Below are 21,871 nucleotides of genomic sequence, written 5' to 3' on the forward strand. Positions count from 1 at the left end.
GCTCGAGCGCCGGGTCGAGTGCGGAGTCGGTTCGTTCGCGTGCCGTGGCGTCCATCAGTCTTCGGCGGTCGATGAGGTGTTCGATTGCGTCTCTGGCGTTTCAGTCTCTGCCTCGGTCTCGGACTCCGAGGCGCGAGAGCCCTCTTCGGCTCGCTGTTCTTCGTAATCGTGCAGCGATTTCATCCGTTTGACGAGGTCGACGTCTTTTTTCTCTTGCAGCGAGCGAACCCGGTATCGGTAGGCCGGGTACGCGAGGATAATCCAGCCGAAGATAATCGCGAGGATCCAGCCGAGTTCGAGCGAGACGCCGGCCAGGAAGATCGACGACACGAGCGCACTCATGATGGCGACGACTTTCAGCACTGGTCGTGGCAGTTTGTAGATCGAGTACTCGTAGCGACGCTCGAAGCGCTTCGGCAGGTTCCACAGCGCGACCGCGCTGATGATCGCACCAATCATCGACGTGATCGAGAGAATTGCCGCCATGATGACGGGCGTCGTCGAGCTAATCGGCGGCACCATAAGCAGCGCCGGGACGGCGAGCAACAAGATCGCTCGGTGTGGCGTCTGGTACTTCGGGTGGAGTTTCGCGAAGTACAGCGGAATTGCCTCGTCTCGAGCCGCTCGCATGAGCTGTCTCGAGTACGCGGTATAGAGCGTGTTGAGCGAGGTAAACGCCCCGACGACGGCGGCGAAGGCGACGAAGTAGGCACCGCCGGTCGGCAGGAACTCGAAGGCCGCGTACGCGACGCCCGCGTCTCGATTCTCGATGTAGAAGTCGAGCGGAACGACGCCGACGGCGACGACGACGAGGAGCACCATGAGCCCGATCGAGATCACGGCGCTGAGTCCCAACACCCTGGGAATGTTCTTCACCGGATCCTCGAGTTCCTCACCTAAGTCGGTCGCGAGATTGAACCCGTGCATCGCGATCGATAACGAGACGATCGCGAGGAAGAACGCACCCGTTCCGGATTCGAACATGCCCGTGTAGTTCGCGGTGTCGATGTAGAGTGATCCCGGCACGATGAAGAGCAACATTCCGCCGATGATGATCGAGACGAGGACGATCTGAACCTGCGTCACGATCCGGATCCCCAGGATGTTCAGGATGATGAACGGAATCATGACGGCGTACATCAGTGCCCACATCGGAATCCAATCGAACGTCGGGAAAAAGCGCATGAACTCGGCGAACCCAAACGCGAGGTACAGTTGGCCGAGCCAGATCGAGGGGATGACAATCCACGGGAGTAAGAACCCGAAGAACGGACTGATCAGCCTCGAGCCGTAGACGTAACTCCCACCTGCCGCGGGCATCGCACCACCGATTTGGAGCGTGCTGAGGATGCTAAAGGTCACCGGTAGGATGACGAGCATCATGGCGATGGCGACCTCCGGTCCGAGGCCGTCGTCAGCGATCAAGTGAGCCGGTAAGAGGAACGCCGTCATCGCGATAACGTTGCCGACGAGGAGTAACGTGCCCCCGAAGAGACCGATCTTCTCGTCGATAATCTTGAACTCTGCGTTAGACATGGGTATCAACACACTCCATGGTACTTCCCGTGACGTTCACGCCAACGATGCCCTCCAACGGCGGTCGGCTTCGCATTTTCTGTCGTCGAGGAACCGATGTCCGTCGAGACAGCCACTCGAGTCGAGCGTCTCGTCTTCCGTGTCGGCTAGATCCCAATCCAATAGTCGGCCGTCTGACTATATTCACCCACGTATCCATGGCAAGAATATTCGATCCGAGTGCCGTAAATCTAGTGGTTGGTTATCACGGTTGATACTAACGTGAATGGTGTTCACATTCAATGTGATTCAACGTTACGCTCGTAAATGGTGCGGTCGATGGCGTTAACGGCGAGTGAACGCGTTCTCGACGAATCTGACTCTCGACTCTCACACGCAGTGTCTCGTGGGTAGGGATTCAGGTGTACGCCTGCATGTCGGTCAGTTCGTAGCCGACGACCAGTTTCTGAATTTCGGTGGTGCCGTCCGGGATGGTCATCGTCCGCGCATCCCGGTAGTAGCGCTCGAGGGGGTACTCCGTCGAGAGGCCGTTGCCACCGTAGATTTGCATGGCGTCGTCGGTTACGTCGACCGATTTCTCACAGACCCAGCCCTTCGAGAGCGAGGAGAGCATCCGGGCGTCCGGGTCCCCAGCGTCGATCATCTGGGCGGTGTGACGCGTCAGGAGTCGCCCCGTCTCGAGGCCGGCACGGATGTTGTAGAGTTTCTCCTGGACGAGTTGGTGTTGGCCGATAGGTTTCTCGAAGACTTCCCGATCGGTGGCGTACTCGAGTGCGGCCTCGTAGGCGGCTTGCATGATGCCCACGGAGATGGCGGCCATTCCGTTTCGCATCGAGGCGAACATCGTGTTCAAGGGGTTTCCGCCGGCACCACCGCCCGTCGCGAACGACGACTCGCTCGGATCCATTCGACCGTCGCTCATCGCCTCCATCACCGCTCGAGAGAGTTTGTTCTCCTGTGGAATGCGACACTCGTCGAAGAAGAGTTGGCCCGTCGGTGAGCCCTTCCAGCCGAGTTTCTCGAGCGGTCTGGTCTCGAAGCCGGCGGTCTTCTGGTCGACGAGGAACATGTCCCGTTGGTCGTGTTCGTCGTCCCAGGCGACGACGAGCGCGATATCGGCGATCGGGGCGTTCGACACCCACGTTTTCTCGCCGGTGATGACGTACTCGTCGCCGTCTTTGGTCGCGGTCGTGTTCGGCACCTTGGTATCCGACCCGCCCGCCGGTTCCGTGATCGCGAAACAGCCGACGAGTCGGTCGGTCTCCCACTCCTCGGCGTAGGCTTCGCGCGTTCGCTCGGAGAAGATCTCGAACATCGTCACCGGTAGCGACATCCCCATCGTCACCTGCAGGCTCGGCCACACGCGAGACACCTCCTCGCTGACGATGGTACTCGTCAGCGGGTCGTCGAAGCGTTCCTCGGCGTACGGCCCCACGTCTATTTCGGCCATCTTTTGCATGTAGTCGATCGCGTCGGCTTTCGAGAGGGGGTCGCGATCGGCCTCTGGCAAATCCGGTGCGATCTCTTCGTCCATGAACTCCCGAATCGAGTCTCGAACCATCCGTTGTTCGTCGCTGAGCATCATCGTGTATTCACTCTTGGCAGCAACTCGACTATCTCCACAGATTATGTTAAAACTTCTCACGAGATGGGGACGAACAAAACGCGACACGAGAACCGACACACTCTCCAGCCACTCGAGTGGTCAACTCGGGAGTTCGCCGGCGTTTTGAAGGCCGTCGACGATGTCGTCGGCGACTTCCTCGGGGCCGTGGTAGGGGTATCGATCGGAGTCGCCGCCGTCGGACGCGTTCTGGAGTTCCATAATCGACATCGAGAAGTCACCCGACTCGAACGTCGTTGCCGGGCCGTTGGGCAACGCCGGGAGGAACTCCATCGGGTTCGAGACGGGGTAGTCTGCACCGTCGAACGCGTCGACGAGCTGTGATCGGATCTCTTCGGGATCTGGCTCGGACATAGTACGGTTTGTGGTAACAGTATCCATTTACATAATCTTTTCCGCCGAACAACCTTCGTTGATTCAAGCAGACAACGCCTCGCACACACGCAACTGACTGGTCGAAACGGCCGACTGTGGCTCCGTCGCTTCGTCGCGTCAATGTCCGTTGTTACCGGCCATCGTGGTACACCACCACAATCTATTTGGCGACCGTCAGAAAAACGCCGTCCATGACTGCACTCGCTGTCAGGAGGCACGACTGTGGCTGAACCGATCGTCGCCGGCGTCGCCGAGAGCGACCTCGGCGAAACACCCGACCGAAACTGGCTCGACAACGCGGGCATCGCGACCGTTCGCGCACTCGAGGACGCCGGGCTAGCACTCGAGGACGTCGACGGCGTCGCCGTCGCCGGCGGGAACGACTACATGCCCGCGCTGGTCCTCTCTGAGTACCTCGACCTCGAGGAGCCGTCCGTGCTCGAGGGCACCGAAATCGGCGGCTCGTCGTTCGAGAGCTTCTGTGGTCACATCGGCGACGCGATGGCTCGCGGGAGAGCGGACGTGGTCGTGATCGCCTACGGCTCGACGCGCAAGACCGGGCCCGGCCGGGATCAGTCGCTCGAGATTACGCACCCCGTCGACGGATTCGTTCGACCGACGGGACTCTTTCGCCCGCCCGGGGCGTACGCGATGGCCGCCCGTCGGCACATGCACGAGTACGGGACGACAGAGGAGCAACTGGCCGAAATCGCCGTCGCCACGCGCGAGTGGGCGTCGATGAACCCGAAAGCCGAACATCAGGACTCGATCACGGTCGACGACGTCCTCGAGTCGCGCCAGATCGCGGAGCCGTTCAACCTCCTCGACTGCTGTCTCGTCTCCGACGGCGGTGGCGCGGTCGTGTTGGTTTCCGAGGAGAAAGCTCGAGAACTCGGGGTCCCCGAAATCGCCGTCTCCGGCGTCGCCTCGACGAGCACGCACCGACAGGACATCAGCGAGATGCCCGACATGACGACCACTGGCGCGGCCGTCACGGGACCGAAGGCGTTCGAACAGGCCGGAATCACCCCCGACGACGTAGACGTCGCCCAACTCTACGATTCGTTCACCTACACCGCCCTCGTGACGCTCGAGGACCTCGGTTTCTGCGAGAAGGGAGAAGGCGGGTCGTTCGTCGAGGGCGGAACCACAGCTCCGGGAGGCGAGTTGCCGATGAACACCCAGGGTGGCGGGCTTTCGTACTGCCATCCGGGTCACTTCGGGGTGTTCGTGCTCATCGAAGCCGTCCGCCAACTTCGGGGCGACTACACGGGTGATCGACAGGTCGACGGAGCGGAGGTCGCCGTCGCACACGGCACCGGCGGCATCCTCTCCTCGAGTAGCACCGTCGTCCTCCGGAGGGAAGCATGAGCGGGTCCGAATCCCCCGTCGTCGAGGATCGCCGGGAGTCGTGGGAAGGGCCGGTCCCAGTCCCGAGCGGTGCGAACGAGGCGTTCTGGGAAGCCACGCTCGAGGGCGAGTTGCTGTACCAGCGCTGTGAGGAGTGTGCAACTGCACAGCTCTACCCGCGTGCGGTCTGTACGGGCTGTGGGGCCACCGATCCGCCGTTCGAGGCGAGTAACGGCGTCGGGACGGTGTACTCCTACACCGTCTGTCACATCCCCGGCGAACCCGGCTTTAGCGACCGCACGCCGTACGTCGTCGCCGCGGTGACCCTCGAGGAGGGGCCGCGGCTGCTCGCATTGCTCGAGTGCGACCCGGAGACGGTCGAAGTCGGCATGCCACTCGAGGTCACCTTCTGGCAGGTCTCCGAAGAGGCGGCGATCCCGGTGTTCGTGCCTCGGTGAGTGAGCCGCGCAAAACGAGGCGTTCGTCCTGCGTTTCGCTTTCTCGGGGAGACGAGGTGGCCTCGAGACACCTAGACTTGGTACAATCGAAAATCGCTGCCCCGCCAGACGCTCGCTCAGTCGTCGGACAGCGTCGCCGTGGCGGAGCCGGTTAGGAGCGTTTCGCCGTGTTGGTTCTCGACCGCGAGGTCGACCTCGACGACGCCGTCGTCGGGCTGCCTGTCGACGACTTCAGCCGTCGCAGCGATCGAGTCGTCGGGGAAGACCTGCGACTGGAAGCGGACGCTGAAGGAGTCGACGGCCCCGAGGCCGAACCAGTCGGTGACCACTCGAGACGCGACGCCGGCGGTGAACATCCCCTGGCCGAAGACGCTCTCGTTGCCCGCTTGGCGGGCGTAGGGTTCGTCGTAGTGAATCGGGTTGAAATCCCCGCTCGCGCCCGCGTACTTGACGAAGTGTACTCGCTCGAGGTCCTCGACGACGACCGTCGGGCCGGTATCGCCGACGGCGAGGTCGTCCGCCGAGCGAACTCGGTCGACCGCCGCCGCGGGTGGGACGGTGTCGTCGGTGGCCGTCGAATCGTCTCCGTCCGTCGGGCCCGTCCCGTCCTCGCCGTTTTCAGCGTCGCTCTCGTCGTCTTCGACGGCACCGTCGGTCTCGATGACCGTCGCCCGATCGGTGAGCACGAGGTCGTCGCCTTCGTCGCGGTACTCTGTCTCGTAGACGGCGAACGTCATCGTTCCGGCGCGCCCGCCGTTGCGCTGGAAGACGTCCGTCAGGGTGGTCGTCCCCGTCAGCACGTCGCCGACTTGCAGCGGCCGCTCGTACTCGTAGCCCTGCTCGCCGTGGAGGACGTACTCCGGTCGAAAACCGAGGTCGAAGCCGTACATCTCGAGGTCGTCGGGTCGATAGCGGGGGAACCGGCTGACTCGAGCGTACGTCAGGGGCGCGGGCAGGCGGTCGAATCCGCGTTCGTCGGCGACGCCAGCGTCGCGAAAGACGGGGTTCGGATCGGTGATCGAGCGGGCGAACTCCTCGACTTTGCCCGGTTCGATCCGGAAATCCTCGACGGTGACTCGCGAGTCGCCGACCATGGCCTCGAGGTCGGCCATCGACTTACTCGGCACGAGCGACACCCCCGATGGCTGATCGGCGGCATGATTCCGGACCTTGACTATGCAGGTGACGCGCAGTCTCGCTGTATTCGTCCATCATTTTCCCTACGGTTTTTCGACGAATCTCATAAGCGTATTCCTCGCGGTCAACGAGGCGAGGCGGAAACTGGGTTCGAAGACGCGACCGGTCACATGATTTATTACATCGATCGTCGAAGTATCGTGTTGTATCATGATAGCAAATGCCACATTGTGGCCGACAGTGGATCAGCCAGACGTGAGGCGATATCGATGACGACCGACCAATTCAGCCTCGAAGGAGAGACGGTGGTCGTCACGGGCTCCTCGAGCGGACTCGGGAAGGCGATGGTCGAACGCTTCGCCGACGACAGCGCGAACGTCGTCGTCACCTCTCGAGAACTGGACAACGTCGAACCCGTCGCGAGCGCGATCAACGAGGGCGACGCCGATGGGCGCGCGCTCGCCCTCGAGTGCGACGTGCGAAACCGTGGGTCGATCGACGAACTGGTCGATCAGACCGTGAGCGAGTTCGGATCGCTCGACGTGTTCATCAACAATGCGGGTGCGAGCTTTCAGGCGCCGGTCGCAGAGATCAGCGAGAACGGCTGGAAGACTATCGTCGACATCAACCTCCACGGGACGTTCCACGGCTGTCAGGCCGCGGGCGAGTACATGCGCGACAACGGCGGCGGGAAGATCATCAACATCGCGAGCGTCGCCGGTCAGCGCGGCTCGAGACAGATGAGCCCTTACGGCGCGGCGAAAGCCGCTGTGATCAATTTCACGAGTTCGCTCGCCGCCGATTGGGCCGAAGACGACATCTGGGTCAACTGCATCGCGCCCGGATTGGTCGCCACCGAGGGCGTCAAATCCCAGATGGGCGTCGACGACGACGCCGACGCGATCGATCGCTCGAGAGCGGATCGGACGATCGGGAGGCCCGAAGAGGTCGCGGACCTCGCGCAGTTCCTGGCCAGTCCGGCTTCCTCCTACATCGTCGGCGAGACGATGACGATCAAGGGAACGCCGCGCCTCGAGTGAGTTCCCGTCGGCATCGCTGACCGGCGTCGTCGGTATCAACCGACCGACGAGGGTTCCGGTTCGTGTTACCAAGATCCATACACTTTTCAGTGATATCGACAAACTACTTGACAAATGGATGACCTCGAGCTCGTTCCGGCAGCGTCGCTGTTCGAATCGCCCTACGACGGAAACATTGCAAACCTCCTGGACAGGGCGGTCGCCGAACAGCCCGACCAGATCGCGATCGAACACGCCGGTGAGACGGTAACCTACCGGGAGTTTTCCCGCCTCGTCGAAACGTACACCCGCGGATTGGTCGGGCTCAGTCTCGAGTCCGACGATCGGATCTGTCTCTATATGCCAAACGGTATCGCGTTCAGTGCGGTCGTCTGGGCGTGCATTCGGAGCGGAATCGTCGCGAGCCCGCTGAACCCGGCCTACCGTCGCCGCGAAATCGAGTATCAGGTGGACCACGCCGACGCGAAGGCCGTCGTGGTAGACGGCGAGGCGAGCGATCACGTCGTCGACGCCGTCGCCGGTCTCGAGGCCGAAATCGTGAGTACGAGCGCCGACACCGATCACACGTCACTGTCGTCGGTTGCGGAGGGAGGCGACGACAGCCACGGCGACCTCGTCGAGCGCTCGGACGACGACGTTTTGCTTCAGCCCTACACGTCGGGGACGACCGGCGATCCGAAAGGCGTCCTCCTCACTCATCGGAACTTCCGGGTCCAGATCGCGACCAGCGTCTCGAATTACAGCGCGAGTCCCATTCAGGGCGATTCGCTCATTATCCTCCCGATGTACCACATCACCGGCCTCTTGCAGATGCTCTCCTCGCTGTGTTCGGGTCGGACGCTTCACTTACTCCGACCCGACCAGTGGGACCCAGAACGCGTTCTCGAGTTGATCGACGAACACGACATTCCGGCGTTCATCGGCGTCGCGACTATGTTCAGCGACTTGCTCGAGGCCTACGACCCGGAGAAACACGGCCTCGAGGCGCTCCAGCGGGCGGGACAGGGTGGCGACAAACTGCCGAAGCCGGTTCAAGAAGCGTTCGAGGAGCGAATCGGTGTCACGCTCTCAGAGGGGTACGGACTCACGGAGACGACGGCGACGACGCACACCATTCGCTGGTCGACACTCGGCAATCGGCCGGGGAGCGTCGGCCAACCCGCCGGGCACACGCGCTCGAAAATCGTCGACGAGAACGACGAGCCAGTCGCGACCGGTGAGGAAGGGGAGTTGCTCATCGACGGGCCACAGGTTATGGCGGGCTACTACAAGAATCCCGAAGCGAACGAGGCCGTCTTCACCGATGACGGCTTCTTCCGGTCGGGCGACATCGCGTCTCGAGACGACGACAACTACTACTACATCAAGGGGCGCGAGAAGGAGATGATCCTCACGGCGGGGTACAACGTCTATCCCCGCGAAATCGAGGACACGCTCTACGATCATCCGGGCGTACTCGAGGCCGCCGTCTTCGGCGTGCCCGACGAGCGACGGGGCGAGACCGTCGCCGCAGCCGTGGTGCCCACGAACGGGGCGTCGATCACCGACGAGGAAATCGAGGAGTACGTCCTCGGCGAACTCGCACCGTACAAGCACCCTCGGTACGTCGAAGTCCGTAATGAACTGCCCAAAACCGGGAGCGGGAAAGTACAGAAGACGGTTCTGCGCGAGGAGTTCGGTCGAGAGTATGTCGATGAGTGAGCGCCCAACGCCAGCACGGGACGTAGTGAACGGAGGCCCCGCGCTTCGATGAATGACCGAGGGAAAGGGGAATCCGCAGGTGACGAACCGCCAGATTCGGAGTCAGCGTCCGAGTCGAAGACGTACTCGAATCGCGAAATCCGAACGATCGCTCTCGCGGTCATCGGCGGCGTGTTCTTCGGCGGTGTCGCGACGGGGGTTGCCTATCCGACGCTCCCGTTGTTAGACGAACACCTGCTCATCAGCGCCGTTATGTTGAGCATCATCCTGTCGGCGAATCGAATCGCTCGGCTGTTCATGAACACGCCGGCAGGATCGATCATCGACCGCTACGGGACGCGAAAACCGATGATCTTCGGCCTCTACACGCAGGCGCTGGCACCCTTTGGCTACATCGCCGGCCTGTACACGCCGGCGTACGTGTTCGGGACGTTTCCAATCGTTGGCGAGGTATCCGCGCCGGGTGTCGTCTTCGTCCTGGCTCGTCTCTTCTGGGGTGTCGGCAGCGCGTTCGTCTTCATCGGCGCGTTCGCGACCATCACGTACGTCACGACGACGCAGAACCGCGGCCAGTGGGTCGGCTACATGCGCGGATTCGACTCGCTCGGCTTTCCGGCTGGCCTCATCGTCGGCGGCGTGCTAACGGACCTCGCGGGGATGGAAATCGCGTTTCTCGTCGGCGGCATTCTCGCACTCGTCGCCGGAACGATCGCCACGCTCGTCTTGCCGGACGTGCACGCCGGGACCGATAGAGACGCCGCGAGAATTCGGGACATTCCGGCCATCCTCCGCGAGCGGCCAGCCGTCCTCGCGATCGGCTACGGAAACTTCACGATTCAGTTGCTCTGGGGCGGCATCGTCCTCGTCACGCTCGCCAGATACGCGGAGGTCCACGGAATGCAGATCTCCGCACTGGAGGCCGCGGGAATTAGCGGGGTCGTCATGGCACTCGGCGTGGTCACGTCCGGCGTGACGACGTTGTTTACGGGCTGGGTCTCCGATCGAATGCGAGATCGGTCGCTCCTGACGGTCCCCGCGTTCGTCGCCATGGCCGTCGGGTTCCTCGTCATCGCGTACTACCCCGTCCTCGAGTTGCTCCTCGTCGCCATCGTCCTGATCGGGTTCGGCATCGGAATGTCGGCACCCGCGTTGCTCGCGATTCTGGGCGATCTGACGCCGGGGGACGAACTCGGTCGGATGGGGGGCGTCTACAACGTGATGGGCGAAATCGGGTTGAGTCTCGGGCCGCTCGTCGCGATTCCCGCCGTCGAAAGCTGGTTCGGCTACCAGTGGACGTACGTACTCTGTGCGCTGTTGGTCGTCAGTTGTCTCACCGTCGTCTCGATTCCGCTCCTTCGGGACCCGGCGGTCTCGACGACGACTGTGAACGCGGACTGAACATCGGTCTCGCGCACCCGTCTGTTTCGGAGAAAGTCGACATCAAGCGGAGTGTTCACAAGAACTAAGGTCTCTCCTGTGAAGCGTGATATCATGTCCCGAGACACAGCCGCCGTCGTCGGTGGCGGAATTATGGGTGCAGGCATCGCACAGGTACTCGCACGAAACGGCTACGACGTTCGCGTCCGCGAGATCAACGAGGAATTGGCCGAGGAGGCCAGAGAGCGCGTCATTTCGGGTAACTACGGTCTCGACGACGCCGTTTCCGGCGGCTATCTCTCCGAGGAGGAAAAGGCAGAGACGCTCGAGCGAATCACGTTCACGACGGATCTCGCGGCAGCGACGGACGGCACCGACTTCGTCATCGAAGCCGTGACCGAGAACCTCGCGATCAAGGGTCAGGTTTTCCGTGATCTCGACGAGGTCACCGACGACCAGCCGCTGTACTCGAACACGAGTGGCTTCTCCGTGACCGCGATCGCGAACGCCGTCTCCGACCCCTCTCGCGTGGCCGTAACGCACTTCTTCAACCCGGTTCCGGTCATGGACATGGTCGAAATCGTACGCGCACCGGAGACCGACGACGCGGTCGTCGAACGCGCGGAAGAACTGATCGACGAACTCGACAAGACGCGAGTGACCATCGACGACGCACCCGGAACCTACGGCTTCATCGCGAACCGCTGTCACGCGGCGATGCGCGAGGAGGCCCAGCAGATCGTCGACGAGGGAATCGCGACCGAAGATCAGGTCGACAAAGCGCTCGAGGACGGCTACAACCTCCCCGTCGGCCCGTTCTCGCTGCGCGGGATCGGCGAAGAGTGGGACTGAACGAACACAAAAACTGCGAACCCGCGAACCCACAAAATCGAGAAACCGAGAAACCGAGAAATCGAGAAGTCGAGAACCAACGAGACAGCGCGTTCTTACTTTCCTTCGAACTCGGCGTCGCGCTTTTCGGCGAACGCCGCGGCACCTTCCGCGTGGTCTTCTGTCGTCAACAACTCCGCGAAGACCTGGCTGTCGTAGCGCAGGCCCTCGTTCAGGCCGGAGTGGACGGCCATGTGGGCGGACTTTTTGACGGCCTGCACGGCGAGGGGTGCCTGTCCGGCGAGTTCGGTGACGAAGTCGTCGACGTCCTCGTCGAAGGAATCCGCGTCGTAGACGTGGTTGATGATCCCCTCGTCATCGGCGCGTTCGGCCGAGATGTGGTTGCCGCGCATGGCCAGTTCCTTCGCGACCGCCGGGCCGGCCAGTTTCGTCACGTACTGGACGCCACCCGCACCGGGGATGATTCCCAGGTCGACTTCGGGGAAGCCGAACGTACTCCCCTCGGTCGCCAGCCGGAAGTCACACGCGAGGGCCGTCTCGAGGCCGCCACCGAGACAGTAGCCGTCGATCTTCGCGATGACGGGCGTCGGGAAGTCCCGGATGAAGTCGTAGTGCGTGCGTCCGGAGGAGCCGCCGGCCGATTCGTCCGAGAAGCCGCCGATGTCCGCACCAGCACAGAAGGCCTTCTCACCGGCCCCCTCGAGCACGACGGCTCGCAGGGCGACGCCGTCGGCGTCTTCATTCGCGGTCTCGAGTTGTTCGAGCCCGGCGATGATGTCGTCTCGGAGCTGTCCGTTGAGAGCGTTGAGCGCGTCCGGACGGTTCATCGTGAGCGTGCCGATGCCAGTTTCACTGTCGTACTTCACTAGGACTGTGTCGAGGTCGTCCATGGCTGACAGTCAGTATCGATCACCAAATAAGTACACGAATCGGGTGTGCGAATCGCGTCTCTTCCCCCGAATGTACTCGCTCGAACCGACAGTTCGCGTAAGCCTTGCCGGTGAACAAACCATCACCCACACCGACCTCGAATGTGAGTTCGTGTCACGGACGAATCGACCGAGTGCGGACAGCGCTCGGTCACGAGTTCACCGCCTCGAGTGCAGCGTCGAGTGGCCGCCCGGTCACGTCGCAGCGTACCTCATTCCCGGAGACGAACCGATCCTCGTCGACGCCGGCATGGCGGGCGAGCAGGGTCGCGACGAGTTATTCGAGGGACTTCGATCCCACGGCGTCGATCCCAAAGCGATCGATCACCTCCTGCTTACGCACCCGCATACGGATCACGCCGGGCAGGTCCAGCCCCTTCGCGAGCGTGGAAACCCGACGGTCCACGCGCCCGGACAGACCCGCGACCGATTCGAACGCGACCTCGAGACCGTCGAGATGGCGACCAGACGGAACCTCCACGAAGCGGGAGTCGACGAGCGCTACATTCCGAATTCTCTCGAGCGGCTTCTCGATGCCCATCGGTCTCACCGCGACTGTTTGCCACTCGAGGCGGTAGACAACTGGATCGAGGACGAAACACCCGTGACGATCGGGGACAGAACGTTCGACCCGATCTACACGCCCGGCCATCACGCACCACACTACTGCTACGCAACGACGCTCGGCGAGGAACGCGTCGTCTTTGCGGGTGACATGGCCATCGAACCGTTCCGGGCGATCGCCCTCCACGTCAACTTCGACGACGGCGTTCGCGACGGGATTTCGGCCTACCTTGAGGCCCTCGAACGACTCGAGCGTCACTCGTTCGATCGTGTTTATCCAGGTCACGGGCCCGTCCACGACCGCTTCGACGCCGTCGTCGACCGATCGATCACCGACCTCGAGACCCAACTCGAAGCCTGTCTCGAGGTTCTCGAGCAGGCTGACGACGCGCTCACCGCAACCGACGTCGCACTCGAGCAGACGGACTCCGTTCGTGAACGAGCCCGGAAGATGCCCGAAATCGTCGGCTCGCTGGCCACGCTCGAGCGCGAGGGCCGCGTTCGCTCGAGCCTCGAGGAGGGGGTTCGATACCACGAACGTGAATACGAACACGACGAATACGAAGACGAACACGAACACGTGTAACGCGAACAGAATTGCTATCAGTGTGGTCGTGTAATGGTGTGTCATGCACGACGCAGTTATCGTCGACGCAGTTCGAACGCCATTCGGAAAACGCGACGGCTCGTTTCGGGACACTCACCCACAAGACCTCGCGGCAGAGCCACTGAAGGCCCTCGAAGAACGCAACGACTTCGAGCCAGAGACGATCGAAGACGTGATCTACGGCTGTGTCTCGCCGATCGACGAGCAGGGACTCAATATCGGCCGGCTCGCGCCGATGGTCGCTGGTTGGGGCGATATCGTTCCGGGTGTGCAACTCAATCGAATGTGTGGCTCGGGCCAGCAGGCGCTCAACTTCGCCGCGGCGAACGTCATGGCCGGTCAACACGACGTATTGATCGCTGGCGGCGTCGAGCACATGACCCGTGTCCCGATGGGGTCGGACGGCGGCGACGGGGCCGGCGTCACGGACACCTACTTCGAGCACTTCGACGAACTCACGCATCAGGGAGAGGGAGCCGAACGCATCGCCGAGAACTACGGCTTTTCGCGCGAGGAACTCGACGAGATCGCCGTCGACTCGCAGCGCCGCTGGGGCGAGGCGTGGGAGGAAGGGCGCTACGACGATCAGGTCGTGCCCGTGGAGACGGAAGTGGACGGCGAACCCGTCACCGTCGAACAGGACGAACATCCGCGTCCGGAAACCGATCTCGAGACGCTCTCGAACCTCCCGCTTTCCTTCCGCGAGGAGGGCAACGGTAGACACCACCCCGGCAACTCCTCGGGAATCGTCGACGGCTCCTCGGCGCTGCTCGTCGCCAGTGCAGAGGCGGCCGAAGCACACGGCTGGGAACCCATGGCTCGAATCGTCCAGACGGAAGTCGTCGGTGTCGACCCCGTGACGATGCTTACGGGACCGATTCCGGCGACCGAGCAGGTCCTCGAGCAGGCCGACCTAGATATTTCGGACATCGACCTCTTCGAGGTCAACGAGGCCTTTGCCGCCGTCGTCGCCGCCTGGCTCGAGGAGACGGGCGCGTCCTGGGAGCAGGTCAACGTCAACGGCGGAGCCATCGCTCACGGCCACCCACTCGGCGCGACCGGCGCGATGCTCACCACGAAATTAGCTCACGAACTCGAGCGAACGGGACAAGACCGAGCGCTTTCGACCATGTGCATCGGCTTCGGGCAGGGAATCGCGACGATTCTCGAGCGGGTTTGAGCCGTCTTCGGACGGGTCACAGATCGCGACGGGGAAGGCCCGCTTTCTGACGGGAAACGCGCGCTCGTCGTGACTGGCTCCCTCGAGACGCCGCTTACAACTGTGTATGAACCGAAACATCGCCTACAACTGTATATTCCCCGAAACATCGCTTGCAACTGTATATTCACCGAAACATCGCCTACAACTGTGAATAGTGGCAGCGAGGGATTCCCACGTCCTCCCCAGCCGATTCACTCTCTCGCGTCGCTCGCTCGCTCATCCCTCGCACAGGTCGATCCGCGCTTCGCCGGTGGCTCACCGCGGATCAGCGCGCGCCACCACAGATTGTTCGGTCGGTTAAATCTCGGTCGGTCGAATGTCGGTCGGTCGAATTGACATACCGTTGTTCGACTCTCGAAGTCGGACACCGACGACAAAAAAACGTCTTTCGGAGACCGCGTGCGTTACTCGTCGAGGGCGTCGATTCGCAGGTCCTCGTCGAACTGGAGTGCGTTCTCCACTTCAGCTTCGTCGATGTCCTCGAAGGCCCAGCGGGCGATCGAGCGGCGGTGGACTTCGTCAGCGCCGTCGACGATCCGGAACGCGCGGACGTTCTCGTAGAAGTGTGCGATCGGGAGGTCCTTCCCGATACCGTTGCCACCACAACACTGGAGTGCGAGGTCGATTGTCTCGTTCGTGACGTTCGCGGTGAACATCTTCGCCATCGCGACCTCGATCCGGGCGTCGTTTCGGTCTAGTTCGCGGGCGGCGTGACGGACCATACAACGAGCGGCGTGAAGTCGGGTTTCGGCGTCCGCGATTCGGTGGCGAAGCGCCTGCTTTTCCTCGAGTGTCGTGCCGAAGGCCTCGCGCTCTGCGAGGTAGGCCTTCGCGACGTCGAGTGAGCGCTCGGCCATGCCGGAGTAGCGCATACAGTGGGTGAGTCGGCCGCCACCGAGGCGCATCTGCGCGATTTGGAAGCCCTCGTTCTCCTCGCCGAGGGTGTTCTCGACGGGAACGCGCACGTTGTCGAACTTCACTTCGGCGTGGCCACCTTTGCGCTCGGTGATGCCGTGGCCGCCGAGGTGGGGCACGTTGCGGACGACTTCGACACCGTCAGCCTCGGACGGCACGAGGATGATCGACGTCCCCGAGTAGGGATGGGCATCGAGATCGGTGCGGACCATCGCCAGGTAGTAGTCCGCGTTGAGACCGTCGGACGTCCACCACTTGTGGCCGTTGATGACCCACTCGTCGCCGTCTTTGACGGCCGTGCTCTGGAGCATCTTCGGGTCCGAGCCACCACCCTGTTTCGGCTCGGTCATCGCGAACGCCGTCTGAATCTCACCCTGTACGAGCGGTCGCAGGTACTCTTCTTTCTGTTCTTCGGTGCCCACCATTTCGAAGGTGTGCATGTTCCCTTCCTGTGGGGCGTTTGCACGGATGGCGAGCGCGCCGATGAGCGAGCGCCCGACCTGTTCGAACGACGGCAGCATGTCCTGGAAGTCGAGTCCCTGCCCGCCGTACTCTTCGGGCACTTGGGGGGCAAACAGGTTCCGTTCTTTCGCCTGATCCCAGAAATCGTGGATTTCGTCCATCGTGATTTGCTCTCCCGTGGCGAGCGCTTCTCGCTCGCGAGGGAGGACGACTTCCTCCATGAAGTCCTCTACCCGCCCTGCAACCTCTTTCGCCTTCTCGGAGTCGTGGTACTCCATACCGGGATATGCACATACAACATTGTAAATGTACAACAAAGCGGTCAGATACAACGTTGTGAAATGAAGTCGCGATACTCGTCCGTCTCTGTTCCGTCGGGCGGTCCCGCGTACACAGCCAATAATTGCGAGCGAGGAGATATTGGCCGGGATACGTTTTAGTACCAGAGTGTGTTATATGAGAACATGGATCTCGACGATGTCCGCGAGACCGCGAGAGCGGGGAATGCAGCACGATTGCACGACGAAACGGCCCGTCTCCACGGCGATGCGACGGCGATCGAATACCACGGAACGACGCTGACTCACGACGAACTCCGCGAAGAGAGCGCCCGTTTTGCTGGCGGGTTGGCAGCACTCGGCGTCGACCCCGGCGACGTAATGCTCCAGTATCTGCCGAACTGCCCGGCGTACCTCATCGGTGCGCTGGGGGCGTTCAAAGCCGGCGTAGCTGTCTCCCCGGTCAATCCACAGTACCGCCGTCGGGAGCTCACCTACCAACTCGAGGATACCGACGCGTCGGCCGTTCTAACTCACGCGGCGTTGTTGCCCCACCTGCAGGAGGCACTCGAGGAAATCGACTGGGAGCCGGTAGTTATCGGCGTCGGCAGTACCGAGGAGGGCGTGTACATGTTTTCAGACGTTCGGGAGGAAGAACTGTTCGTCGAACGCTCGGACGACGACCTGGCCCTGTTGCCGTACACGTCGGGAACGACGGGGAAGCCAAAGGGTGTCCGACTCACCCACCAGAACTTCCGTGCGCAGATGTTCTCCGTCCTTTCACAGACAGGCGAACTCGAGGACGAGGACGTCCGGAGCCTCGTCTGGTTGCCGCTGTATCACATCACGGGCTTTACGCACACGGCGTGGCAGCCGCTGTTGCGCGGCGGAAGTGTCTTTCTCCGGAGTGCGGCTAACTGGGACGGCGACGCGGCGATGGAACTGATCGAAGAGGAAGGGATCACCCACTACGTCGGCGTCACCGCGATGTACGTCGATATGGTCAACAGCGAGAACTTCGGCGAGTACGACCTGACGAGCCTCGAATCGGCCGGCGAGGGCGGCGCGAAGATGTCCGTCGCGATTCAAGAGGAGTTCGAAGCCGTCGCCGGCGTCGAAATGGGCGAAGGCTACGGCCTCACCGAAACCCACGGGGCGACCCACTCGCAGGCGAGTTCCACGTTCGGTCTTCGCCACGGGACGATCGGGCAACCGACGCGCCAGACCGACTGCAAGATCGTCGACGAGGCCGGTGAGGAGGTCCCACCCGGCGAGGAGGGCGAACTCCTCGTGCGCGGCCCACAGGTGATGGACAGCTATCACGACCTACCCGACGCCACCGACGCCGCATTTACGGAGAACGGCTACTTCCGCACCGGTGATATTGCCCGGCGAGACGCGAACAACTACTACGAGATCGTCGACCGGAAGAAACACATGATCAACTCGGCGGGCTACAACATCTATCCCAGCGAACTCGAGGAGTTGCTGTCGGAACACGACGCCGTCGCCGAGGGTGCCGTCGTCGGGATTCCGGACGAGCGGCGTAATGAGGTTCCAAAGGCGTACGTCGTGCTCGCACCCGACGTCGAAGCCGGCGTCGACGTGACTGAAGCGGCGATCAAAGAGTACTTCCTCGAGCGAGTTGCCGCGTACAAACACCCGCGTGAGGTCGAGTTCATCGACGAACTCCCGCGAACGACCAGCGGGAAGATCCAGAAGTACAAACTCGAGGAGTGAAGCGTTCGAAGGGGCCGAACAGTCTCGCTGAATCTACTGGGTCGAACGACACCGCTGTCTGAACCGTTTCATCGATTGTGTCAGGTACCCCTTCACAGAATTCGGTTCAACAGTTGAACGAGTATCCGCCAGTGCGTTCACTCAGGCGGAACGCCAGTCTCAATCGAGCCACTGAATCACTACGGTCGATTTCAACCGTGTGCGTCGCACACACCTGAACTCTCTACACGAACCGTTCGTCCGGTCGCGATCATTCGACCCGTGATTGTGTCCCTGTTCGGTCGTTTTGAGGGTACACGACAGAGGCCCCCATACGTGTTCACCACAGCAAATCGAGTAAATACGAACCGAGACACATCATAGTCCGTTCTTGCTCCGGTTTCGGTCGATATCTCACGAAAGGGACGTGTTCAACCGGACAGAACAACATCGATAGTAGTTAGCTGTCGAGAAAGTGATGGCAAACAGCGTTACACGATTACGTGTGTAACGTTTGGGACAAGCGCTGGAAGACGCACTACAGGCGTTAGCGAGTCCCGGCATCCCATCTCGTTTCCAGTGATGCTGGGACCCAAAACAGGGAAGTGACCGAACCAATTCCCTGTCAGTTCCCTGCCGATTTCGAGAGGAAAATAGTTTAAAAATCAATGCATTGTCATTATTATCATATTCCAGTCACTTCCATCAATTCGGCGATACGCGTGTCGACTCGAGCCCCGAGACCGATGAATTAGTAGCTATCGGCCACCAGTTCGCCGGACGACTCGAGGAGTGGAGTTCCGGGTTCCATCCATTCGAACCAGTCGCCAAAGCGCTCAGTTGCTACCGACGGACCGTCCGCTTTTGGAAGAAGCGATGGGGGTGGACTATCGATCGACTGAAACCCGGTTCGACGAAAGAAAACGCTCGAGACGGAACAGATAGGCGTATACAAGTGCCACGTATTGTTCTCGAGTCGGTTCAAACTCAAGTGTGGTGTCTCGCGTTCGATTCGACTGTCGCTCTCACATCAACTGTCGTAGTGACTGCAAGTCAGTGCACAGCTACTCGGCAGCCGTGTTTGTCTGGAGCGTGCAAATCGATGTAATCGATCGGAGACGGGCTGGCACTTGTCTCCGAATACCGACGGACGCCCGTCCAGCTGACGCACCGGACACTACGATATGTGTCGTATGTAAGAGTATTCTGTGAAAGAGGTAGCTTTGGAGAGTGGGGGAGGGCAGTGTGTAAACGATTGCGCAAAGTTCCGGTGCGCGTTCGTTCGTCACAACCAACGACATTCGTATGTCACATACTTTTGTATTGCCACGTAAAATGATGAACGTATGCGAGCCGCCGTAATCGACGAGCATGGGGAACCACTCGAGATCGACGACGTCGACTATCCGGAGCCGCGACCGGATCAGGTCATCGTCGAGACGAAAGCGTGTGGAGTCTGTCGCAGTGATTGGCACGCCTGGCAAGGCGACTGGAGCTGGATCGGGGCTGGCGTTCCCGAAGGCCAAATTCTCGGCCACGAACCGGCCGGTGTCGTCTCGGCCGTCGGCGACGACGTCGAAACGCTCGAGGAGGGTGATCGAGTCGCCGTGCCGTTCCATCTGGGCGATGGCACTTGTACACACTGTCGAGAAGGTCGGGCGAACAACTGTGAAACGGTCTTGCCACTCGGCCTCTCGGAGTACGCACAGGGTGCATTCGCGGAGGCCTTCCCGGTTCGGGAAGCCGATTACAACTGCGTCAAACTCCCCGATTCCGTCGGGTTCACGGAGATGGCCGGCCTCGGCTGCCGGTTCATGACTGCCTACCACGCGCTGGCCGACCGCGCGAACATCCGTCCCGGCGACTGGGTCGCCGTCCACGGCTGTGGTGGCGTCGGCCTCTCGGCGATTCACATCGCACAGGCGCTTGGCGCACACCCGATCGCGATCGACGTCCTCGACTCCAAACTCGAGCGTGCCGAGGAACTGGGTGCCGTCGAGACGATAAACGGCGCGGACGTCGACAGCGCCCCCCAGGAAGTAAAGCGCCTCACCGACGGCGGCGCAGACGTCTCCCTCGACGCGCTTGGAATCGCCGAGACCTGCCAGAACTCGGTCAACAGCCTCGCCACCCGCGGCGATCACGTCCAGGTCGGACTGACGACCGGGGAGGAACAGGGTCAGATCGATCTCCCCGTCGACGTAATGACGATGCAAGAGATCGATTTCCACGGCTCCTTCGGCATGCCCTTGGTTCGCTACGAAGAATTGTTCAACCTGATCGCACAGGGAACGCTCGAGCCGAGTAAGATCATCGGCGAGACGCTCTCACTCGAGGAACTGCCGGAGACGCTGGGCTCGATGGACGACTACGAGACGGTCGGTATTCCCGTCGTCACCGAGTTCTAAGCAGCCCTAACCGTCTTCCAAACACGATTTTGACCTTCGTAGCGAATCGCTCGACGAGTGCACCGCTGTCTCGACGGTGTACGTCCTGACTACGTTCGAATTCTCGTGGAGAACACTCGCTCGAGTCGCGTATCGGTACCTTGGTAGCTCAAAACCCGGGCGGGGACGGGAGCCCGCCCTGGCGTGAGAGACATGAGCTAACTCGAAGCGGGGGCGAGTCCACTTCCGAGCGATCCGGGTACGAGTGCAACCCAATTGGCTGGTCAACACGTCGCAGACTGGTGGAGCGTGTACCCGACGGGGCCTTGCATCCCCGCAGCACCACTGATGGGTGTGTTACCCATTGTTATGCAGCTACTTGTCCACGAGTAGTTGAGACAATCCATTGACAGGAGGGCACTAGCACGAGCCAACGACCGAATTCGGTGACGGAAACGCTGACGTGTCCCATCATGTCTCGAGTGCGCGCAACCACGATATCGCTGACACGACGATATCCGATTTCTCCTCCCGATGGCGTTTGAGGGAGTCTCTTCGGTGGTGGTCGTGGAGCAGGTCCCGTGATGGAGTCCGTTGGGGTGACCCCTCCAGAGGCCGTCGTTGGGATGGGGAGACCGACGATTTGCACGCGTTCGAACGATTGAACGTCGGTTTCGTCCTCCTCACTCGTTTCCGTTGGCTCAATTCCCATCGCTCCCAAGATGTTCACACGAGTTCGAAATCGACTGGCCAGCCGTCGAATTCAGTCGAACGTCGAATCGGTGCGTGTTCAACTCGTCTCGGTGGTTAACTCACCGTCCGGGAAACGAATCCCTATCCATCGATAACGAGACTCTGGAGGACTGCGAGTAAGGTCGCTCGAGGTCGATTGGCCGACGAGCAATCCGCGCCATTCGGGTGATTAGGCGGTGGTTACGAGGGGTCGTGTGACACTGTGACAAATGCGTTCGAACGATGACCGGGTTGTAGCTCACGTTCGGGTAAAACAGTTGGTAAGAACTCCATAGGCGGTCGCGGCTTTCCGTTACAAGCCGGATAACTACAACTGGTCATAGCCATCGGTCGAGTATGATCACCTGCAGTAACTGCGAGACCGCCCAATTCTTGCAGATCACGCAGAGCCGCGTCTACTTCGAGGACGGTGAGATGATCAACGAAATCTCCGAAACCTACGAGTGTACCCTCTGTGGGTCGACAGGCCAGTACATCTACGACGAAGACCACGACGAGGAAACCGTTACCGGCGATGTCGAATTGACGACCGAACGACCGAAATTCGCCTGACGGTCACCACCCGAATCGGAGTCGATACCGACG

The 21,871-nt window shown here is 61.4% G+C and carries 17 protein-coding genes; 11 read left to right on the forward strand and 6 right to left on the reverse strand.

What is annotated here, in order from left to right; genetic code table 11:
• Nucleotides 1-54 precede the first annotated feature (54 nt).
• The 3 genes from BLW62_RS09465 to BLW62_RS09475 all read right to left on the reverse strand — a co-directional run bounded on the left by BLW62_RS09465 (nt 55) and on the right by BLW62_RS09475 (nt 3,514).
• A complete protein-coding gene (locus tag BLW62_RS09465; RefSeq protein WP_090506831.1) occupies nt 55-1,536 on the reverse strand; it encodes an APC family permease in 1,482 nt (493 codons plus the stop codon).
• Between the two features lie 397 nt (nt 1,537-1,933).
• A complete protein-coding gene (locus BLW62_RS09470; RefSeq protein ID WP_090506832.1) occupies nt 1,934-3,121 on the reverse strand; it encodes an acyl-CoA dehydrogenase family protein in 1,188 nt (395 codons plus the stop codon).
• Between the two features lie 120 nt (nt 3,122-3,241).
• Entirely contained in the window at nt 3,242-3,514 is a 273-nt protein-coding gene (locus BLW62_RS09475; protein ID WP_090506833.1) for an MTH865 family protein, read from the reverse strand.
• A 243-nt stretch (nt 3,515-3,757) separates the two neighbouring features.
• Between BLW62_RS09475 and BLW62_RS09480 the strand changes: the two genes are divergently transcribed.
• Nucleotides 3,758-4,906 carry an acetyl-CoA acetyltransferase gene (locus tag BLW62_RS09480; protein WP_090506834.1) on the forward strand — a complete coding sequence of 383 codons (1,149 nt, stop codon included), beginning with the start codon at nt 3,758-3,760 and terminating at the stop codon, nt 4,904-4,906.
• Nucleotides 4,903-5,343 (forward strand): Zn-ribbon domain-containing OB-fold protein, encoded by a 441-nt coding sequence (locus BLW62_RS09485; protein ID WP_090506835.1) that lies wholly within the window; start codon nt 4,903-4,905, stop codon nt 5,341-5,343. The genes BLW62_RS09480 and BLW62_RS09485 overlap by 4 nt, the downstream gene beginning before the upstream one ends.
• A 116-nt stretch (nt 5,344-5,459) precedes the next feature.
• On the opposite strand, the gene BLW62_RS09490 is transcribed toward BLW62_RS09485, so the two are convergent.
• Nucleotides 5,460-6,455, reverse strand: coding sequence for an FAS1-like dehydratase domain-containing protein (locus BLW62_RS09490; RefSeq protein ID WP_090506836.1), 996 nt, complete (start codon nt 6,453-6,455; stop codon nt 5,460-5,462).
• 294 nt (nt 6,456-6,749) lie between these two features.
• Between BLW62_RS09490 and BLW62_RS09495 the strand changes: the two genes are divergently transcribed.
• The 4 genes from BLW62_RS09495 (at nt 6,750) to BLW62_RS09510 (ending at nt 11,450) form a co-directional block, all read left to right on the forward strand.
• Entirely contained in the window at nt 6,750-7,520 is a 771-nt protein-coding gene (locus tag BLW62_RS09495) for an SDR family NAD(P)-dependent oxidoreductase (protein WP_090506837.1), read from the forward strand.
• Nucleotides 7,521-7,634: 114 nt separating this feature from the next.
• Complete coding sequence (locus BLW62_RS09500) at nt 7,635-9,221, forward strand: class I adenylate-forming enzyme family protein (RefSeq protein ID WP_090506838.1); 1,587 nt, start codon at nt 7,635-7,637, stop codon at nt 9,219-9,221.
• 48 nt (nt 9,222-9,269) lie between these two features.
• Nucleotides 9,270-10,619 carry an MFS transporter gene (locus BLW62_RS09505; RefSeq protein WP_090506839.1) on the forward strand — a complete coding sequence of 450 codons (1,350 nt, stop codon included), beginning with the start codon at nt 9,270-9,272 and terminating at the stop codon, nt 10,617-10,619.
• A 93-nt stretch (nt 10,620-10,712) separates the two neighbouring features.
• Nucleotides 10,713-11,450 carry a 3-hydroxyacyl-CoA dehydrogenase family protein gene (locus BLW62_RS09510; RefSeq protein WP_076582305.1) on the forward strand — a complete coding sequence of 246 codons (738 nt, stop codon included), beginning with the start codon at nt 10,713-10,715 and terminating at the stop codon, nt 11,448-11,450.
• 95 nt (nt 11,451-11,545) lie between these two features.
• Here BLW62_RS09510 and BLW62_RS09515 read toward each other — a convergent pair whose 3' ends face one another.
• The gene (locus BLW62_RS09515) at nt 11,546-12,340 is read right to left on the reverse strand and encodes an enoyl-CoA hydratase/isomerase family protein (protein ID WP_090506840.1); all 795 of its coding nucleotides are present in this window, start codon (nt 12,338-12,340) and stop codon (nt 11,546-11,548) included.
• Between the two features lie 151 nt (nt 12,341-12,491).
• On the opposite strand from BLW62_RS09515, the gene BLW62_RS09520 reads away from it, so the two are divergent.
• On the forward strand, nt 12,492-13,529 hold the full coding sequence (locus BLW62_RS09520; protein ID WP_090507559.1) for an MBL fold metallo-hydrolase: 1,038 nt from the start codon (nt 12,492-12,494) through the stop codon (nt 13,527-13,529).
• Nucleotides 13,530-13,572: 43 nt separating this feature from the next.
• Complete coding sequence (locus BLW62_RS09525; RefSeq protein WP_090506841.1) at nt 13,573-14,730, forward strand: thiolase family protein; 1,158 nt, start codon at nt 13,573-13,575, stop codon at nt 14,728-14,730.
• A gap of 446 nt (nt 14,731-15,176) precedes the next feature.
• Here the strand turns inward: BLW62_RS09525 and BLW62_RS09530 are convergent, their stop codons facing one another.
• On the reverse strand, nt 15,177-16,427 hold the full coding sequence (locus tag BLW62_RS09530) for an acyl-CoA dehydrogenase family protein (protein WP_090506842.1): 1,251 nt from the start codon (nt 16,425-16,427) through the stop codon (nt 15,177-15,179).
• A gap of 186 nt (nt 16,428-16,613) precedes the next feature.
• On the opposite strand from BLW62_RS09530, the gene BLW62_RS09535 reads away from it, so the two are divergent.
• The 3 genes from BLW62_RS09535 (at nt 16,614) to BLW62_RS09550 (ending at nt 21,838) form a co-directional block, all read left to right on the forward strand.
• A complete protein-coding gene (locus tag BLW62_RS09535; protein ID WP_090506843.1) occupies nt 16,614-18,167 on the forward strand; it encodes a class I adenylate-forming enzyme family protein in 1,554 nt (517 codons plus the stop codon).
• Between the two features lie 1,325 nt (nt 18,168-19,492).
• Entirely contained in the window at nt 19,493-20,554 is a 1,062-nt protein-coding gene (locus BLW62_RS09545) for a zinc-dependent alcohol dehydrogenase family protein (RefSeq protein WP_090506845.1), read from the forward strand.
• 1,068 nt (nt 20,555-21,622) lie between these two features.
• On the forward strand, nt 21,623-21,838 hold the full coding sequence (locus BLW62_RS09550) for a hypothetical protein (RefSeq protein ID WP_076582316.1): 216 nt from the start codon (nt 21,623-21,625) through the stop codon (nt 21,836-21,838).
• Nucleotides 21,839-21,871 lie beyond the last annotated feature (33 nt).

It is taken from the genome of Natronorubrum sediminis (genome assembly GCF_900108095.1).
GTDB classification, from domain to species: domain Archaea; phylum Halobacteriota; class Halobacteria; order Halobacteriales; family Natrialbaceae; genus Natronorubrum; species Natronorubrum sediminis.

Coding starts and splice junctions, on each gene's coding strand:
- BLW62_RS09465 (WP_090506831.1), bottom strand. CDS start 1,536: ATGTCTAACGCAGAGTTCAAGATTATCGACGAGAAGATCGGTCTCTTC.
- BLW62_RS09470 (WP_090506832.1), bottom strand. CDS start 3,121: ATGATGCTCAGCGACGAACAACGGATGGTTCGAGACTCGATTCGGGAG.
- BLW62_RS09475 (WP_090506833.1), bottom strand. CDS start 3,514: ATGTCCGAGCCAGATCCCGAAGAGATCCGATCACAGCTCGTCGACGCG.
- BLW62_RS09485 (WP_090506835.1), top strand. CDS start 4,903: ATGAGCGGGTCCGAATCCCCCGTCGTCGAGGATCGCCGGGAGTCGTGG.
- BLW62_RS09490 (WP_090506836.1), bottom strand. CDS start 6,455: ATGGCCGACCTCGAGGCCATGGTCGGCGACTCGCGAGTCACCGTCGAG.
- BLW62_RS09495 (WP_090506837.1), top strand. CDS start 6,750: ATGACGACCGACCAATTCAGCCTCGAAGGAGAGACGGTGGTCGTCACG.
- BLW62_RS09500 (WP_090506838.1), top strand. CDS start 7,635: ATGGATGACCTCGAGCTCGTTCCGGCAGCGTCGCTGTTCGAATCGCCC.
- BLW62_RS09505 (WP_090506839.1), top strand. CDS start 9,270: ATGAATGACCGAGGGAAAGGGGAATCCGCAGGTGACGAACCGCCAGAT.
- BLW62_RS09510 (WP_076582305.1), top strand. CDS start 10,713: ATGTCCCGAGACACAGCCGCCGTCGTCGGTGGCGGAATTATGGGTGCA.
- BLW62_RS09515 (WP_090506840.1), bottom strand. CDS start 12,340: ATGGACGACCTCGACACAGTCCTAGTGAAGTACGACAGTGAAACTGGC.
- BLW62_RS09525 (WP_090506841.1), top strand. CDS start 13,573: ATGCACGACGCAGTTATCGTCGACGCAGTTCGAACGCCATTCGGAAAA.
- BLW62_RS09530 (WP_090506842.1), bottom strand. CDS start 16,427: ATGGAGTACCACGACTCCGAGAAGGCGAAAGAGGTTGCAGGGCGGGTA.
- BLW62_RS09535 (WP_090506843.1), top strand. CDS start 16,614: ATGGATCTCGACGATGTCCGCGAGACCGCGAGAGCGGGGAATGCAGCA.
- BLW62_RS09545 (WP_090506845.1), top strand. CDS start 19,493: ATGCGAGCCGCCGTAATCGACGAGCATGGGGAACCACTCGAGATCGAC.
- BLW62_RS09550 (WP_076582316.1), top strand. CDS start 21,623: ATGATCACCTGCAGTAACTGCGAGACCGCCCAATTCTTGCAGATCACG.